This window comes from Nocardia suismassiliense, assembly GCF_900269665.1.
Taxonomy (GTDB): Bacteria; Actinomycetota; Actinomycetes; order Mycobacteriales; family Mycobacteriaceae; genus Nocardia; species Nocardia suismassiliense.
Genome location: NZ_LT985361.1, coordinates 4,274,944 through 4,292,292, shown reverse-complemented (window position 1 = coordinate 4,292,292; position 17,349 = coordinate 4,274,944). Strand labels below are relative to the sequence as shown.

The window sequence follows — 17,349 nt, the reverse complement described above, 5'->3', positions numbered from 1 at the left end:
CAGTTCTATGAAGGGAAGTCCGGTGCTCGTACCCGACGACGAAATGCTGTGCCACCAGCTGGCAACCACGTTCGACCATGTGGCGCAGAGTGATCTGCGCTGGACCGAGCGGGTGGTGATGTACGGTTTCGACACCTCCGGCGAGGTGAGCGTGATGACCGGCCTCGCCCGCTACCCCAATCGCAATGTGATGGACGCCTACGCGATGGTCACGATCGGCGGCAAGCAAGCGCGAGTGGTCCGCCTGTCCACCGAATTCAACGCTCCCCGAACGTCATTGGACGCATGGACGGTCGGCCCCTACACCTACGCGGTCACCGAACCGCTGCTCGGCACCCGAGCGACGCTGGGCGGCAACGAGCATGGGTTGAGCCTGCACCTCGACTTCCACGGGACCTTCCCCGCCTACGAGCAGACCCCGGCGTTTCATCGGTCCCGCGGCCGGGTACGCGAGGATGCCAGGCGCTACTACCAGAACGGCGTCGTCACCGGCTGGATCGAACTCAACGGCCGGCGCATCGAGATCGACCCCGAGCAGTGGTGGTTCGGCCGCGACCACTCCTGGGGCGTGCGCCACGGTCCGGGTGGCGGCAGCCTGAACGAGGGGCCGGGGCTGCAACCCACCGAGGTGCCCGACGGCGTCCTCTACTACATGGGCATCTTCCAATTCGACGACCAGCTGGTGCATTTCGCGCAGCGCGAGACGAGCACCGGACAGCGCTGGCAGTTCGAGGGTGAGGTGTTGTACCCGCTCGCCACCGGCCGCGCCCCGACGCCGATCATCGATGTCGAGCACGAGCTGACCTTCGAGCCGGACCTGCGGGTGGTATCCGGCGGCACCTTCACCGTGCACCAGGCCGACCGCACCAGCACCACCATCGAGGTGCAACCCAGCTGCCGCTTCTGGCCCGGCCTCGCCGGATACAACGAATACCGCGGCTACGCCTCCGGCATGTGGCGCGGCCCCGCGTTCAGCGACGGATTCACCGTCGACCTCACCGATCTCGACCAGATCGGGCCGGTCAGCCTGCTCAGCGAAACACTGTGCACGGTACGAATGGGCGACAAGGTCGGGCACGGCCTGGTCGAGATGGTCTGCGTGGGTAGCTATCCGCGCTACGGCTACACCGGATGGTGACCGCGATGACCGTACGTCCGACCCCGGACCAGCTGCCCCCACTGCTGGAAAAGGTGATCCGCCAGCGCATTCCGCACGCCGACCAGGCCACCATCGTCGGCTGGCAGCGCGCGGAGCAGGGCTTCGCCTCCGACACTTACCTTTTCACCGTCGACGGTATCGATGGCGCGGACGCACCGCTCGGCTTGGTGTTCCGACGGCCGCCCGAGGTGCCGCTGTTTCCCGACTACGATCTGCGCCGTCAGTTCGTCGTGATGAAACGCCTTGCGCCCACCGGCATTCCGGTGCCGGCGGTGCGCTGGGTCGACACCGGCACCGCCGACCTCGGCAGCCCCTACCTGATCATGGACCGCATCGAGGGCGGCCGGACACCGAGCGATGTACCGCCGTACCACGAATCGGGCATGTACCTGGCGGCCGCACCGCACGAGCGAACGACGATGTGGTGGGGCTGCGTCGACACCATGGCCCGGTTGCACCAACTCGATCCGGCGGCGCTGCGGCTGGACTTCCTGCGCCTCCCCCGGTTCGGCAGCCACCCCGTCGAACAGGCCGTCAACTATCTCGACTGGGCGGTGCACTGGGCGGCACCGCACATCCCCGACACCATCGAGCGGGCGATCACCTGGCTCCGCGACAACCGCTACGACCCCGAGCACCTCGCCCTCTGCTGGGGCGACTCCCGGCTGTCGAACATGCTCTACGACAACGACTACGCGGTGATCGGCGCGCTCGACTGGGAGGTCGGCCACCTCGGCGACCCCGAAGCCGACCTCGCCTGGCTGCTGCTCACCGACTGGGTGTCCAGCGAATACCTCGGCAAGCCGCGCCTGCCCGGCACACCGACCCGCGCGCACACCATCGCACGCTACGAAGCCGCCACCGGCCGCCCGGTCCGGCGGCTGCGCTACAACGAGATCCTCGGCGCGGTCCTGCTCTCCGTCGCGCTGCTCCGGATATCGAGCTACCTCGACATGGGCGACCTGTCGGCGGTGGCGGTCGCGCGGCTGGAGTTACTGCTCGGTGGGGAGGCGTACGAAAACTGAGCGCTACGGTCATCCCCTTCCGAGCGCGACGGTCATTGGCCGTACCCCGCAACCGGCCTAGCCTCGGGAACACCGATCCGGACGGGCGGGGTTCGGCCGTGGCCGCGTGCCCTCGTCGAGGACGACAGAGAGCGGAGACATGGGACCACTGCACGGAGTGAAAGTCATCGAGATCGCCAGTCTCGCGCCCGGCCCGTTCGGCGCGATGATCCTGGCCGATCTCGGCGCGGAGGTGCTGCGCGTGGACCGTGGCGGCGCACCCGGCGCGGGCATCGTCTCGCCGGAGGGACCGCTGGATCGCGGAAAGCACGCCATCACACTGGATCTCAAGCAACCCGCGGATCGTGAGACGCTGCTCGCGCTCGCCGACCATGCCGATGTGCTCATCGAGGGGTTCCGTCCCGGTGTCGCCGAACGCCTCGGTTTCGGCCCCGCCGAGCTCGCCGCGCGTAACCCGCGCCTGATCTACGGCCGGATGACCGGCTGGGGCCAGGGCGGCCCGCTGGCCCGCACCGCCGGGCACGACATCGATTACATCGCGATCTCCGGCGCGCTCGGGTTGGTCGGCCGCGCCGGGGAGCCGCCGGTACCGCCGGCCAATATGCTCGGCGACTACGCGGGTGGTGGCCTGCTGCTGGCGCTCGGCGTGCTCGGGGCGCTGTACGAACGGGAACGTTCCGGCAAGGGGCAGGTGATCGACGCGGCCATGGTCGACGGTTCCGCCCTGTTCACCGCGTCCATGCACGGGCTGCACCACCTCGGCCTGTGGAACTTCCCGCGTGGCGAGAACATGCTCGACGGCGGCGCTCCGTTCTACGACACCTACGAGTGCGCCGACGGCGGGTACCTCGCGGTCGGCTGCGTGGAGATCCCGTTCTACAACCAGATGCCCGCCCTCCTCGGCATCGACGATCCGGAGCTGCCGTTCCAGCTCGACAAGAACGGCTGGCCGCAGCTCAAGGAGGTGCTCGGCGCGAAGTTCAAGGAACGCACCCGGGACGAGTGGGCCGAGATCTTCGCCGGTTCCGATGCCTGCGTTGCGCCGGTGCTGAGTCCGTGGGAAGCCCATGAGCACCCGCACAACCAGGCCCGCAACGCGTTCATCGAGGTCGACGGCGTACTCCAGCCCGCACCGGCGCCGCGGTTCGACCGCACCCCGGTCGACCCGCCCGCTCCACTCAGCTCGGACCCGGAGCAGGTGCGAAAGCTGCTGTCCGGCTGGGGCGTTCACGCCGACCATATCGAACGGGTGACCAGCTGATCCGAGTTCGACTCGAAGCGCCTTCCCGTCCGCTACCTTCGATCCATGGCCGGGCCACTGCATCCGCGCGAACCGTAAGATACAGTGGTCGGCACATGTCTCGAAAGGACGGCTGATGCGCTCGACGCTGCTCTCCCGGCGCGATCTCGATTTCCTGCTCTACGAGTGGCTGAACGTCGAGGAGCTCACCAAACGTGGGCGCTACGCCGATCATTCGCGCGAGACCTTCGATGCCGTGCTCGAGCTCAGCGAGCAGCTGGCCACCAAATACTTTGCGCCGCACAACAAACTCAACGACGCGAACGAGCCGACCTTCGACGGTGAACGGGTCACCATCATTCCCGAGGTGGCCACGGCGCTGGCCGCCTTCGCCAAGGCCGGATTGCCCGCGGCGGCAATGGATTACGACCTCGGCGGCGCGCAGCTGCCGGTCACCGTCGCGCAGGCCAGTTATGCCTGGTTCCAGGCGGCCAACCCGGGCACCTCGGGCTACTCGTTCCTCACCGTCGCGAACGCGAACCTGCTGCTCAGCCATACCGGTCCGGAGTTCACCGAGCGGTTCGTGCGCCCGATGCTGGAGGGCCGGTTCTTCGGCACGATGTGCCTGTCCGAGCCGCAGGCCGGTTCGTCACTGGCCGATATCGTCACCCGGGCCGAACCGCAGGACGACGGCACCTACCGGCTGTTCGGCACCAAGATGTGGATCTCCGGCGGCGATCACGAACTCGGCGAGAACATCGTGCACCTGGTGCTGGCGAAGATCCCCGGCGGCCCGGCGGGCACCAAGGGCATCTCGCTGTTCGTCGTGCCGCGGTTCCTGGTCGACGACGACGGCGCGGTCGGTGAGCGCAACGATGTCGCGCTGGCCGGACTCAATCACAAGATGGGCTTCCGCGGCACCGTCAACACCGTGCTGAACTTCGGCGAGGGCCGCTGGACCCCGGGTGGCGCGGCGGGCGCCGTCGGCTACCTGGTCGGCGAACCGCACCGCGGGCTGTCCTACATGTTCCACATGATGAACGAGGCGCGCATCGGCGTCGGCCTGGTCGCGACGGCGCTCGGCTACACCGGCTACCTCGAATCCCTCGACTACGCCCGCACGCGCACGCAGGGCCGGGCCAAGCTGCCCGCCGACCCGTCGGCGCCGCAGCGGCCGATCATCGAGCACGCCGACGTCAAGCGAATGTTGTTGGCGCAGAAGGCCTACACCGAGGGCGCGCTGGGGCTGGTGCTCTACTGCGCCCGGCTGGTCGACGAGCAGCACACCGCCGACTCGGACGAGGAGAAGCGGGCGCTCACCCTGCTGCTCGACATCCTGACCCCGATCGCCAAGAGCTGGCCGTCGCAGTGGTGCCTGGAGGCGAACAACCTCGCCATCCAGGTGCTCGGCGGTTACGGCTACACCCGCGAGTACAACGTCGAACAGCACTACCGGGACAACCGCCTCAACCCGATCCACGAGGGCACGCACGGCATCCAGGGCCTGGATCTGCTGGGGCGCAAGGTAACCCAGCAGGGCGGTGCGAGCCTGATCGCGCTCGCCGGCCGGGTGCAGAACACCGTGACCGCCGCCCGCGCGGCCGGTGGCGAGGCGGCCGAGCTGGCCGCGCAGCTGGATGCGGCGTGGCAGCGGCTGGTCGAGGTGACCGCGGCATTGTTCGCCGGCGGTGACGTCGAGGCCGCGCTGGCGAACAGCTCGGTCTACCTCGAAGCCTTCGGCCATCTGGTGCTGGCCTGGATCTGGCTGGAGCAGCTGCTGGCCGCCGCCGGGCACACCGGCGACTTCTACGACGGCAAGCGGCACGCGGCGCGGTATTTCTACCGGTTCGAACTGCCCAAGACGGCACCGGCATTGGACCTGCTGGCCCGCCTCGACACCACCACCCTCGAGATGCGCGACGCCTGGTTCTGATTCGGTACACGCATGGGAGGATGTACCATTTTTCGATGACCACCCCGAGCCAGCGAACCACCCGCCCACCAGGACGACCGGCGTCGGCGACCCGCGAACAGGTCATCGCGCTGGCCCGCCAGGCCTTCCTCGCCGGTGAACGGGTGGACATCCAGGCCATCGCGGCCGAGCTCGGGCTCAGCCGCGCCTCGGTCTACCGCTGGTTCGGGTCCCGCGAGGGAGTGCTCGGCACGGTGCTGGCCGGCGAGTTCGCCGCGCTGCTCACCCGCGCCGACGCCCGGCGGCGCTCGACCGGGGCCCGGCGCATCCTCGACGTGCTGTATCGGGTCAATCGCTGGATGACCGACAACGTGCCGTTCCGGCGGTACTTCGAGAACGAGCCGCTGTCCGGACTGCGGATCCTCACCGCGACCGAGGGACCGGTGCAGCCACTGGTGGTCGCCACCGTGCGCGAGCTGATCGCCCGAGCCGAGCGGGAGGACGGCTACCGACCGCCGGTCGAGCCGGACCTGCTCGCCTACGCACTGGTCCGGCTCGGCGAGGCGTTCCTGTACAACGATAATGTCGCAGGCATCAGCGGGGATGTCGACCGGCTGCACGAGGTGCAGGCCGCGCTGCTCGGCATCCCCGAGGCGATTACGAGACCTGCCACGGGAAGCTGACATGTCGGACGCATTGCTGCACCAGCGTTTTCCTGACCTCACCGACTCGCTGCCCTATGTGCGGCTCGGTACCGCGCCGACCCCGATCCGCCGGCTCGACGTCGGCACCGGAGCTGCGCTGTGGTGCAAGGACGACGGACGCTACGGCGACGGCGGCTGGGGCGGCAACAAGGTCCGCAAGCTGGAATGGCTACTGCCCGAGGCGCATCGGCGCGGCGCACGGACGATCTTCACCGTCGGTGGCACCGGCACCAACTGGGGGCTCGCCACCGCACTCTACGGCCGGGAGCAGGGCATCGAGACGGTGCTCGCGCTGGTCGACCAGCCGATGGACGACCATGTCCGGGTGCAACTGCGGCGACTGGAGAACTCGGGCGCCACAGTGCATTTCACGCACACCAAGCGGCGCACCCTGCTGACGGCTCCGTGGTTGTACCTGCGGCACATGCGGGGCCGTCAGCGGCCCTACTACCTGCCGGTGGGTGGCTCGTCGCCGATCGGCGCGCTCGGTTATGTCGAAGGGGCGCTCGAATTGGCCGAGCAAGTTGCCGCGGGTGCGATGCCGGAGCCGAGCCACATCGTGACAGCCGTCGGATCCGGCGGCACGGCAGCGGGTTTGGCGCTCGGCCTGCGGCTGGCCGGGCTCAGCACCCGGGTTGTCGGCGTCGTAGTGAACGACGCACTCCCCCTCGATGCCCCGCACATCGTCCGCCTGGCCCAGCGTGCGGAGCGGCTGTTGCGGTCGCGCGGTGCACGATTCGAGCCGACCGGCCTACGCCCCGACGACCTGACCATCACCACGGACTGGCTCGGCCCCGGCTACGGTCACCCCACCCCCGCCGCCCACGAGGCGCAGACCCTCGCCGCGCAGGACGGGCTCCAGCTCGAAACTGTGTACACCGCCAAGGCATTGGCCGCGGCACTGCACCTGGATACCGCTGACTTTTTCGGTGCGGGGCCGGTGCTGTTCCTCAATACGTACGGTCCCCGGTAACGCGCACTCGTTTGCCGCATTCCGATCGGCATGATCCGAATCCGGTCCCGTCGCGCCAAGGTGGCGTAATAGCGTGCGGACCGGACATTTCACCAGGTCGGAGCGACGGAGCGCACGGCGCAATAACATCCCCTGATTTTCGCTCAGCCCCGCGCCGGGAATCGAGCCGCCGAATCCACACTATCGTCGCTGTCCATGCAGGTCAGCGATGGAAAGGCGGCGGAACCCACGCCGATGCGGCGCTCCCGCGCCGATCAAGCGCGGCGGGTCGCCGATCTGCTCCGGCATCAGGTGCACGCGGGCGCCTTCGACGACGGGGTGCCGAGCGAACAGCAGTTGGCGACAGAGTTCGAGGCGTCGCGTAACACCGTGCGTGAGGCGCTCGCCCTGCTCAAGGACGAGGGGCTGATCGACCGGCTGCCGAAGGTCGGCACCCGGGTGGCGACCCGCAAGTACGATCACGGCCTCGACGCGCTGCTCGGCCTGCAGGAGACGTTCAAGGGCCACGGCACGGTGCGCAACGAGGTGCGGGCCGCCATGCACGTCACCGCGCCGGCTGCCGTCGCGCGCCGACTACAGCTGGCTCCCGGGGAACGCGTGGTCTACCTCGAACGGCTCCGTTACCTCGCGGATCTACCGCTGAGCCTGGATCTCACCTACCTGGCGCCCGATATCGGCACCGAAATCCTCGGCCACGACCTGGCGCACACCGACATCTTCGTGCTGCTCGAGCAGATCAGCGGCCACTCGCTCGGGCACGCCGAGCTGGCACTGGAGGCGGTTCCCGCCGACCCGCACACCGCCTCCACCCTCGACATCCCCGGCGGCGCACCGCTGTTGATGCTCGAACGGCTGACCCACCTCGACGACGGCCGCCCGGTCGACCTCGAGGACATCCGCCTGCGCGGTGACCGAATCACCATGCGCGGCAACCTGACCCGAAGCACCCCCGAATGGAAGGTCCGCTAGATGGCACTCGTGAACCAGCGCACCGATATCCCGGTGACCATCGACGAATCGCTGTGCATTCAGGGCTGCACGCTGTGCGTCGAGATCTGCCCGCTCGACTCGCTCGCGATCAACCCCGAGAACGGTAAGGCCTTCATGCACGTGGACGAGTGCTGGTACTGCGGCCCGTGCGCCGCCCGCTGTCCGACCGGCGCCGTCACCGTCAACATGCCCTACCTGCTCCGCTGATCTGGAAGTCTGATGAAAGTACGCCTCGTTCCCGTCCTCCTCGCCGCCGCGCTCACTGTCGCGGGCTGCTCACTCGACAGCTCCGGCGACCCCCCGTCCGGCACCGTCAAGGTCGTCATCGGCTACCAGTCCAAGACCATCAACACCGTTACCGCAGGCACCCTACTGAAGGCGCAGGGTTATCTGGAACGGCGACTCCAGCAGCTCACCGACCGGGGTGGCGCGAAGTATCACGTCGAGTGGCAGGATTACGACACCGGCGCGCCGATCACCGCGCAGATGGTCGCGGAGAAGATCGATATCGGGTCGATGGGCGATTATCCGTTGCTGATCAACGGATCTCGCACCCAAGCCAACGAGCGAGCGAAGACCGCGTTCGTCTCGGTGACCGGGTACAACCCGAAGGGCGCGCTCAATATGGTGGTCGTGCCACCGGATTCGGCCGCGACGAGCATCAATGACCTGGCCGGGCACAAGGTTTCGGCCAGCGTGGGCTCGGCCGGGCACGGCACGCTGGTGCAGGCGCTGACCCGGGCGGGCATCGATGCGAGCAAGGGTGTCGAGGTGCTGAATCAGCAGCCGCAGATCGGCGCGACGGCGCTGGAATCGCATCAGGTGCAGGCACTTTCGCAGTTCGTCGCGTGGCCGGGGCTGCTGGTGTTCCAGAACAAGGCCAAACTGCTCTACGACGGTGCGGAACTGGGTGTGCCGACCTTCCACGGCGTCGTTGCCCGCCGGGCATATACGGCCGAGCATCCGGAGGTGTTGCAGGCGTTTCTGGCGGCACAACTGGATGCGACCGCGTTCCTGCGGGATAAGCCGTTCGAGGCCGCGAAGATCGTCGCGGACGGTTCGGGGCTGCCGCAGGAGGTCGTCTACCTCTACAACGGGCCGGGCGGAACACATTTCGACACCACGCTCAAGCCGAGTTTGATCGACGCCTTCAAAGGTGATGTGCGGTACCTGAAGTCGATCGGCGACTTCGCCGAGCTGGACATCGACGGGTTCGTCGACAGTGCGCCGCTGCGTAAGGCGTTCGCCGAGGACGGTTTCGGCGACTACGACAAGTCGGTGGCGTCGACCACGAATCCCAGTCAGGTCAGCCGCACCGATCCGATCTGCGGTCGGGCGGTGACGGATTCGGCCTCGGCGGGCGAGATCTGGCTCGATGGTGCCGAACGGCCGCAACCGGCCGCCGATGCGGGATGCCTGCTGCGGGCGGTGCAGGCGGCCAAGGTACAAGGCAAGGCCATCAGGGCCGCTTACATCCCCGATGCCGAACTGGGTACGCGGTGGTTCGCCGACAAGGCGATCTGGGTGCGCGACGGTGCCGCTTTCCTGCCGTTCACGACACCGGCTGCCGTGCAGCGGTATCGGCAGGGGCATCCGGGCGCGGTCACTGTTTCTTATGACCAAGCCGTCGCGGAAGTTCACGGATGACCACCGAAGCCCCGACGACCGACAGCCCGGGCACCGGCGCCGATGTCATCGCGGCGAACGTGGATGAGGTGCCGACGAAAGTCGAAGCCCGCCCGGCGACCGACGCAGTGAGCGCGCAAGCCCCTCCGACGAACCCCGTAGTGACTCCTGGTTCGATCGACCACAGCACGGACAACTCGCGCGCCGGCCTCCCCCTCTGGCGGTCCCGCGTGCTCCGGGTGGCCTCGGTTGCCGCCGCGGTCGGCCTGTGGCAACTGCTCACCGCCAACAACATCCGCGCCGGCCTGCGTTTCGACACGCTGCCCACCGTCACCGAGATCATCGCCGAATTCGGCGAACACCTCGGCTCGCACCAGTACTACCTGGACATCGCGCAATCGTTGATCCGGATCGTGACCGGCTTCGGTCTCGCGGCGGCGGTCGGCGTCCTCGCCGGGATCGGGCTCGGCCGCTCCCGGCTGCTGGCCGACATCTTCGGGCCGCTCACCGAACTGGCGCGCCCGATTCCCGCGATCGCGCTGGTCCCGGTGGCGATCCTGATGTTCCCGAGCGACGAATCCGGCATGGTGTTCATCACCTTCACCGCGTCGGTGTTCCCGGTACTGGTCAGCACCAGGCATGCGGTGCGCGCGCTGCCGACCGTCTGGGAGGACGCGGTGCGCACGCTGGGCGCTTCGCGTGCGGGTGTCCTTGTGCGCGTGGTCTTTCCGGGAATCCTGCCCGGTGTGTTCAGCGGACTCTCGGTGGGGATGGGCGTGGCGTGGATCTGTCTCATCTCGGCCGAGATGATCTCGGGGCGGCTCGGCGTCGGCTACCGCACCTGGCAGGCCTACACCATCGTCGACTATCCGGCCGTGTTCGTAGGCATGATCACCATCGGCATTCTCGGGTTCGGCACCTCGGGAATCGTCGAGCTGACCGGCCGCAGAATCACCCGCTGGCTTCCCAGAGAGGTGTCCGCATGACAACGACCGCTCCGCTCGACACGCTCGGAATGCGGCTGAGTCTCAACAGTATCCGAATCTCCTACGGTGACCGGACCGTCATCGATCAGCTCGAGCTCGACGTCGCGCCCGGCGAAATACTGGTTCTGGTCGGCAAGTCCGGCTGCGGCAAGTCCACCGTGTTGCGCGCGCTCGCCGGATTGCGCACCCCGCAGGCCGGTACCGTGCTGGCCGACGATGCGACGGTCACCGGGCCGTCGGCCGATCGCGCGCTGGTGTTCCAGGACGACGCGCTGCTGCCGTGGCGCACCGTGCGCCAGAACATCGAATTGCCGTTGCGGCTGCGTGGTCTGCCGCGCGGCAGCCGCAGAGAGCGGGCCGAGCATTGGCTGCGCGAGATCGGGCTGACCGGTTACGCCGACTTCCTGCCGCGGGATCTGTCCGGCGGCATGCGGCAACGAGTGCAGTTGGCGCGCAGCCTCGCCGGTGCGCCCCGCGCGGTACTCATGGACGAACCGTTCGGCGCCCTCGACACACAGACCCGGGCGACCATGCAGCGCTTGCTGATCGACACCTGGCGCGCACATCCCACCACCATCGTCTTCGTCACCCACGATCTGGACGAGGCGCTGCTGCTCGGCGATCGCATCGCCGTGCTCGGCGGCGGCACGCTCCGCGCGGTCGTCGAGGTGCCGCGCCCACGTCAGCAGGTCGACCGAAGTGCTGTGCGGGCCCGAATCTTGGAGGAGCTGTGAACATTCCGGAGCTGTCCGATCGGATCCGGCTGGACTGCGATGTGCTCGTCATCGGCGGCGGCACCGCGGGCACCATGGCCGCGCTCACCGCCGCCGAGGCAGGCGCGAATGTGCTGCTGCTGGAGAAGGCGCACGTACGGCACTCGGGGGCGCTGGCGATGGGAATGGACGGGGTGAACAATGCCGTCATCCCCGGCAAGGCCGAGCCCGAGGACTACGTCGCCGAAATCACCAGGGCCAACGACGGCATCGTCGACCAGCGCACGGTCTATCAGACCGCGACCCGCGGCTTCGCCATGGTGCAGCGGCTGGAGCGCTACGGCGTGAAGTTCGAGAAGGACGAGTACGGCGAATACGCGGTGCGCCGGGTGCATCGCTCCGGTTCCTATGTGCTGCCCATGCCGGAGGGCAAGGACGTCAAGAAGGCGCTGTATCGCGTACTGCGGCAACGGAAGATGCGGGAGAAGATCCGGATCGAGAACCGGCTGATGCCGGTCCGCGTGCTCACCGACGGTGGACGCGCGGTGGGCGCGGCCGCATTGCACACGCGCACCGGCGAATTCGTGGCAGTCGGTGCCAAGTCGGTGATCCTGGCTACCGGCCCGTGCGGTCGGCTCGGCCTACCCGCCTCCGGTTATCTGTATGGCACCTACGAGAATCCGACGAACGCGGGCGACGGCTATTCGATGGCCTATCACGCGGGCGCGGAGCTCAGCGGGATCGAGTGCTTCCAGATCAACCCGCTGATCAAGGATTACAACGGGCCGGCCTGCGCCTATGTGGCCAACCCGTTCGGCGGCTATCAGGTGAACGCGCAGGGTGAGCGATTCGTCGACTCCGATTACTGGTCGGGCGCGATGATGGCAGAGGTCAAGCGGGAGATAGAGTCCGCGCGCGGACCCATCTATCTCAAGGTTTCACATCTGCCCGACGAGACGCTCACGACGCTCGAGGGGATTCTGCACACCACCGAGCGGCCGACTCGGGGCACCTTCCACGCCAACCGCGGGCACGACTACCGCACGCACGACATCGAGATGCACATCTCCGAAATCGGCTTGTGCGGCGGACATTCCGCGTCGGGCGTGTGGGTGGACGAGCATGCGCGCACCACGGTGCCCTGCCTCTACGCGGCGGGCGACCTGGCGTGCGTGCCGCACAACTACATGATCGGCGCGTTCGTCTTCGGCGATCTCGCCGGCGCGCATGCCGCGTCGACGCTCGCCGATGTCGCGCCACCCGAGATTTTGCCCGAGGATCAACTGGCCGAAGCGCACGAGCTGATCTATCGGCCGCTGCGCCATCCGGCGGGTCCGCCGCAGCCGCAGGTGGAGTACAAGCTGCGCCGGTTCGTCAACGACTATGTGGCGCCGCCGAAGACCGCCGCCAAACTCTCGATCGCGGTCGAGACCTTCGACCGGATGCGCAGCGAGATCGCCGAGATCGGCGCGCAGACCCCGCACGAGCTGATGCGGGCCGTCGAGGTGTCGTTCATCCGCGACTGCGCGGAGATGGCCGCCCGCAGCTCGCTGACCCGCACGGAGTCCCGGTGGGGGCTCTATCACGAGCGGGCCGACCTGCCCGAACGCGACGATGTGGCGTGGCGGTACCACCTCAACCTTCGCAAGAACGCGGACGGCGCAATGGAATTCCACAAGCGTCCCGTCGCGCCGTACCTGGTTCCTGTCCCCGAGCTCGATGATCTGACCTCCGCCGATGCCACGATCATCCCGGTACATCAGCCCGCCCCGCGTGGCGGCCGTGCGCCACAGCAGGCCGATGTGGTCGATCCGGCTCGGGAAACCGTGGCTCCCCCGTCGCCGCGCCACGTCGCGCTGCTCGCCCTCGATGCGCCGACCGTGCCGGAGTTGTCGAGCTACCTCACCGACGAGGACAGCGGCGTGCGGGTCGCGGCGCTCTCCGTGCTCACCGAGAACACACCGGACGGTTTCGCGGCGGTGCTGGTCGACGCGCTCGACGATGACGCTGCCTCGGTCCGCCGGGCGGCCGCGGCGAGCCTGCGGGAGCTCGTCGAGGTATTGCCCTCGGCGGCCGGGCTTTCGGCCCGGCTCGGGTCGCCGGATCCCGTCGTGCGTGCCACCGTCATCGATCTGTTGCGTGCGTTGCGCGCCGGGTCGGCGCCAGACTATGCAGCGGCACTGTCGGATTCGGACCATCGCGTGCGGATCGAAGCGGTGCGTGCGCTCGTATCGCTCGATGATCGGACTGCGGTCGCGTCCGTCGCCGGTGATGACATCCGTGAGGTCCGGATCGCGGTGGCGCAGGGCCTGGCCGCCATCGGTGACGGCGGTACCGAGGTCATCCGAAGGCTGGCCGGGGACCACGATCCGCTCGTCCGTGCTGCCGCGCTCGCGGCATTCGCCGTGCTCGGCGCGGGCTCGGCCGATATCACCGAACTGTCTGCCGCACTGCGTCATTCGGCCTGGCAGGTTCGGGTCGGCGCGGCCCGGGGCCTGGCCGGGGCCAGCGCCGAGGCCGCCGTGCCCGTCCTGGCGGAAGCCTTGCGAGACCCGCATCTCGATGTACGCAAGGCGGCGGTGCTCGCGTTGTCCACCTGGCCGGACAGCGGCGAGGCACTCGCGGCGCTGGAGCGGGCCGTCGACGATGTGGATGCCGATGTCCGCGCCTATGCGCGCCGCGCGTTGCCGCAACCCATCGCCTGACGCGGACAACGGATTCCCGAGGCCGCTACGCGAGGCTCGGCGGGTTACGCCACGTCGGCGACGATGATCACTCCTGTCGATGCCTCGAGCAGCGGAATCGTCCGTACCGCAGCGTCATACACGTGCACGCGGGGGTGCGGTGGATGCTGGTCTTCGTAATAGGTGCCGGGGCCGTAGAACTGGCCGTACTTCACGACGACACCATCGATGTCGAGCACGGCCGCCTCATGGTCCTGGATGACCTGGCCGCGGCCGCCCGCCGGTTCCCAGGCGATGCTCTGGGCGAGGAACCGTTTGGCTCCGGCGGCGCGGGCGGCGGCGATGAGGTTGCGGGTGCCCTCGGTGCGGATGCGGGCGTTCGCGTCGGCGCGTTCCGGGAGCAGGGTGGCGTCGTCGGGTAGATCGGTCAGCTGGTGCATCACCAGGTCGGGGCGGAAGTCGACTACGGCCGTGGTCAATGCGTCCAGGTCGTAGACGTCGCAGACCACCGGTACCGCTCCGGCGTCGCGTACCTGGTCGGCCTTGGTGGCCGATCGGGTCATGCCCGCGACGTCGTGTCCGGCCTCTACCAGCAGCGGGACCAACCGTGTTCCGATGACGCCGGTCGCACCGGCCAGAAAGATCCGCATCATTCCACCCTAGTGACCCGGTCGGGTGTGAGACGTTCAAGGTGTCGTCGGCGAGGTGAGGAATCTTGATGCATGCGTCAGTAGTCGCGCTATCCCAAGGCAAGGTCCGTGGCAATGCCACCGGGTCGGTGAGCGCGTTCCTCGGAATACCTTATGCGGCAGCACCATTGGGTGCGGCGCTGTTTCAGGCGCCGGGTCCGGCACCGAGGTGGGACGGAGAGCGGGATGCGACCCGCTTCGGGGCGACCGCGCCGCAATTGGGTTACCCGGAGCCCCTGCGCTCGATCTTGCACAACCCGATCATCGACGGGCCCGAATTTCTGAACCTCAACGTGTGGACGCCCGATCCGACGGCCTCGGGCCTGCCGGTGATGGTGTGGATTCACGGTGGGGCGTTCCGGGTCGGTTCCAGCGCTGTCTCCGTCTACGACGGGCACGCGTTCGCCCGTGACGGGGTGGTGCTGGTCAGCATCAACTATCGGCTCGGGGCCATCGGTTTCGCGGCGATCGACGGGGCTCCCGCCAATCGCGGTCTGCTCGACCAGATCGCCGCACTCCAGTGGGTTCGCGACAATATCGCGTCGTTCGGCGGGGACTCCGAGCGAGTCACCGTCTTCGGCGAATCCGCGGGTGCCATGAGTGTCACCACGTTGATCGCCTCGCCTTTGACGAAGGGTTTGTTCCAGCGCGCGATCATTCAAAGCGGCAACGGAACCATCGCATCGACTCTCGACGACGCGCGACTGGTGGCCGCCGATTTCGTCGGGCGACTGAAGACCGCTCCCGAAGACGCCGGTATCCCCGCGCTGCTCGAGGCTGAGCGAAACCTGGCGCTCGACTTCATGGTCCAACAGCTCCCCAGCCGTTGGGGTGAGTCCTCCATCGACGCAGGGCTGGGTCTGATGGCTTTCGTGCCCACGATCGACGGCCACAGCCTCACGCAACTCCCCCTCGACGCCATCGCCGGCGGTGCTGCGGACGATATTCCGCTCATCGTCGGCAGCAACGCCGACGAATTCCGCCTGTACTTGGCGCCTGCGGGACTCACCGCGACGCTGACTCCGGAACTACTCGCCAAAACGCTGACCGCCCGGCGACTCGACCCGGCCATCGCCGACATCTATGCGGCCAACCGCCCCGATGCGAGCCCTGGCGACCTGATGGCCGCCATCCTCACCGACTGGGCTTTCCGGATCCCCGCAGTCCGGGTGGCCGAAGCTGCCGCCACCGCGCACGTCTACGAATTCGCCTGGCCCACTACTCATCTGGACCTGCGCGCCTGCCACGCCCTCGAAATCGCCTTCGTCTTCGATACCTTGACCGTCGAAGGCACGCCGAAGTTGGTCGGCACCGACGTCCCGCCCCAGACCCTAGCCTCCGAAATGCACCACATCTGGGTCGATTTCGCGCACGGGCGCACTCCCTGCTGGACCCCATACGACGCAGGCACCCGGACCGTCATGACCTTCGACGCCCCACGCTCCCACGCCGTGGCCGACCCGCGTGCCGACGAACTAGCGATCTGGCTCGACTGACCGCCAGTGGATTCCCTGCTGCGTACGCCGTTTACGATGTGCGCGGGGATCTGCAACGAGGAGCGGCTTGATGGAAGCGACGTTCGATGTGGCCGCACTGGTCGGGCACCACTATCGTGCTGACGACTATTACGAGGTCGGCCGGGAGAAGATCCGCGAGTACGCGCGTGCGGTGCAGGATTTCCATCCGGCGCACTGGAGCGAGGACGCCGCCGACGAGCTCGGCTACGCCGGCTTGGTCGCGCCGACCACGTTCGTCTCCATCCCCGCGATGCTGGCCAACCGCAAGCTCTTCGAGACCGTCATCACCGGTTACGACGTGTTCGTGCAAACCGATCAGGTCTTCGAGATGTATCAGCCGGTGGTCACCGGCGATCGGCTGATCAGCGATGTCGAACTCGCGTCGGTGCGCCGCATCGCGGGCAACGACCTGCTCACCATCAAGAACACCTTCACCGACCAGACCGGGCGGGTCGTGCAGGTCATGCACACCACCGTCGCGGGCATCACCGGCAATGACGTCGCCGCCGGGATCGGCGACGCGATCGAGCGGGTGATCATGCACGGCATCGAACTCCCCTCCCGCGCCGCGCCCGCCTCCAGCACCCCCGGCGAATCGACCCGGACCGTCGCGCCGAGCACGAGCCTGTCCGAGGTCTCCCGAACGCGACTCCCGCGCACCACGATTCGCTTCGAGGACCTCACCGTCGGCGACGAACTCCCGCCCCGCATCAACCAACTCACCCGCGGCGACCTCGTGAACTACGCCGGTGTCGCAGGCGACGCCAACCCCATCCACTGGCACGACGCCATCGCCACCCTGACCGGCCTGCCCGACGTGATCGCCCACGGCATGCTCACCATGGGCCTCGGCGCCGGTTACCTCACCGACTGGCTCGGCGACCCGGGCGCCATGACCCGCTACGGCGTCCGCCTCTCCAACTACACCGTCGTCGACGCCCGCTCCATCGGCACCGTCGAGTTCACCGCCCGCGTCAAATCCCTCGACCCCGAAACCCGCTCCGCCGTCCTCGTCCTCGTCGCAAAATCCGCAGGCCGCAAAATTTTCGGCTTGGCCACCGCCGAAGTCCGCCTGGCGTAAGTCAGCGAAACGTTCGTAGCCGGCCCATCCAACGGTCGTCGGCCGCTCGC

Annotated in this window: 15 protein-coding genes; 14 read left to right on the top strand and 1 reads right to left on the bottom strand. The window is 68.0% G+C overall.

Annotation, left to right across the window (positions count from 1 at the left end; translation table 11 throughout):
* Positions 1–22 precede the first annotated feature (22 nt).
* From DBO33_RS19250 to DBO33_RS19195, 12 genes are all read left to right on the top strand, one after another.
* Positions 23–1,138 carry a hypothetical protein gene (locus DBO33_RS19250; protein WP_107656285.1) on the top strand — a complete coding sequence of 372 codons (1,116 nt, stop codon included), beginning with the start codon at positions 23–25 and terminating at the stop codon, positions 1,136–1,138.
* A gap of 5 nt (positions 1,139–1,143) precedes the next feature.
* Positions 1,144–2,184, top strand: a complete 1,041-nt coding sequence (locus tag DBO33_RS19245; protein WP_107660403.1) for a phosphotransferase family protein — start codon at positions 1,144–1,146, stop codon at positions 2,182–2,184.
* A 139-nt stretch (positions 2,185–2,323) separates the two neighbouring features.
* The gene (locus tag DBO33_RS19240; protein ID WP_107656284.1) at positions 2,324–3,445 is read left to right on the top strand and encodes a CaiB/BaiF CoA transferase family protein; all 1,122 of its coding nucleotides are present in this window, start codon (positions 2,324–2,326) and stop codon (positions 3,443–3,445) included.
* A 115-nt stretch (positions 3,446–3,560) separates the two neighbouring features.
* A complete protein-coding gene (locus tag DBO33_RS19235) occupies positions 3,561–5,357 on the top strand; it encodes an acyl-CoA dehydrogenase (protein ID WP_107656283.1) in 1,797 nt (598 codons plus the stop codon).
* 35 nt (positions 5,358–5,392) lie between these two features.
* A complete protein-coding gene (locus DBO33_RS19230; RefSeq protein WP_234390917.1) occupies positions 5,393–6,019 on the top strand; it encodes a QsdR family transcriptional regulator in 627 nt (208 codons plus the stop codon).
* Between the two features lies 1 nt (position 6,020).
* Positions 6,021–7,013, top strand: a complete 993-nt coding sequence (locus tag DBO33_RS19225) for a 1-aminocyclopropane-1-carboxylate deaminase/D-cysteine desulfhydrase (RefSeq protein WP_107656281.1) — start codon at positions 6,021–6,023, stop codon at positions 7,011–7,013.
* Positions 7,014–7,208: 195 nt separating this feature from the next.
* Positions 7,209–7,982, top strand: coding sequence for a GntR family transcriptional regulator (locus DBO33_RS19220; RefSeq protein WP_107656280.1), 774 nt, complete (start codon positions 7,209–7,211; stop codon positions 7,980–7,982).
* Positions 7,983–8,210: a 4Fe-4S dicluster domain-containing protein gene (locus DBO33_RS19215; protein ID WP_040734564.1), complete on the top strand. Its 228-nt coding sequence runs from the start codon at positions 7,983–7,985 to the stop codon at positions 8,208–8,210.
* 12 nt (positions 8,211–8,222) lie between these two features.
* The gene (locus DBO33_RS19210; RefSeq protein ID WP_107656279.1) at positions 8,223–9,650 is read left to right on the top strand and encodes an ABC transporter substrate-binding protein; all 1,428 of its coding nucleotides are present in this window, start codon (positions 8,223–8,225) and stop codon (positions 9,648–9,650) included.
* Positions 9,647–10,615, top strand: a complete 969-nt coding sequence (locus DBO33_RS19205) for an ABC transporter permease (RefSeq protein WP_107656278.1) — start codon at positions 9,647–9,649, stop codon at positions 10,613–10,615. Before DBO33_RS19210 ends, DBO33_RS19205 begins: the two co-directional genes overlap by 4 nt.
* Positions 10,612–11,349, top strand: coding sequence for an ABC transporter ATP-binding protein (locus DBO33_RS19200; RefSeq protein ID WP_107656277.1), 738 nt, complete (start codon positions 10,612–10,614; stop codon positions 11,347–11,349). The genes DBO33_RS19205 and DBO33_RS19200 overlap by 4 nt, the downstream gene beginning before the upstream one ends.
* The gene (locus DBO33_RS19195) at positions 11,346–14,033 is read left to right on the top strand and encodes a fumarate reductase/succinate dehydrogenase flavoprotein subunit (RefSeq protein WP_107656276.1); all 2,688 of its coding nucleotides are present in this window, start codon (positions 11,346–11,348) and stop codon (positions 14,031–14,033) included. The genes DBO33_RS19200 and DBO33_RS19195 overlap by 4 nt, the downstream gene beginning before the upstream one ends.
* A gap of 44 nt (positions 14,034–14,077) precedes the next feature.
* On the opposite strand, the gene DBO33_RS19190 is transcribed toward DBO33_RS19195, so the two are convergent.
* Complete coding sequence (locus DBO33_RS19190; protein ID WP_107660402.1) at positions 14,078–14,662, bottom strand: NAD-dependent epimerase/dehydratase family protein; 585 nt, start codon at positions 14,660–14,662, stop codon at positions 14,078–14,080.
* 68 nt (positions 14,663–14,730) lie between these two features.
* Here DBO33_RS19190 and DBO33_RS19185 point away from each other — a divergent pair, with 68 nt between their 5' ends.
* The gene (locus DBO33_RS19185; protein ID WP_107656275.1) at positions 14,731–16,197 is read left to right on the top strand and encodes a carboxylesterase/lipase family protein; all 1,467 of its coding nucleotides are present in this window, start codon (positions 14,731–14,733) and stop codon (positions 16,195–16,197) included.
* A gap of 70 nt (positions 16,198–16,267) precedes the next feature.
* A complete protein-coding gene (locus DBO33_RS19180; protein WP_107656274.1) occupies positions 16,268–17,299 on the top strand; it encodes a fused (3R)-hydroxyacyl-ACP dehydratase subunits HadA/HadB in 1,032 nt (343 codons plus the stop codon).
* The last annotated feature ends 50 nt before the right edge of the window (positions 17,300–17,349 follow it).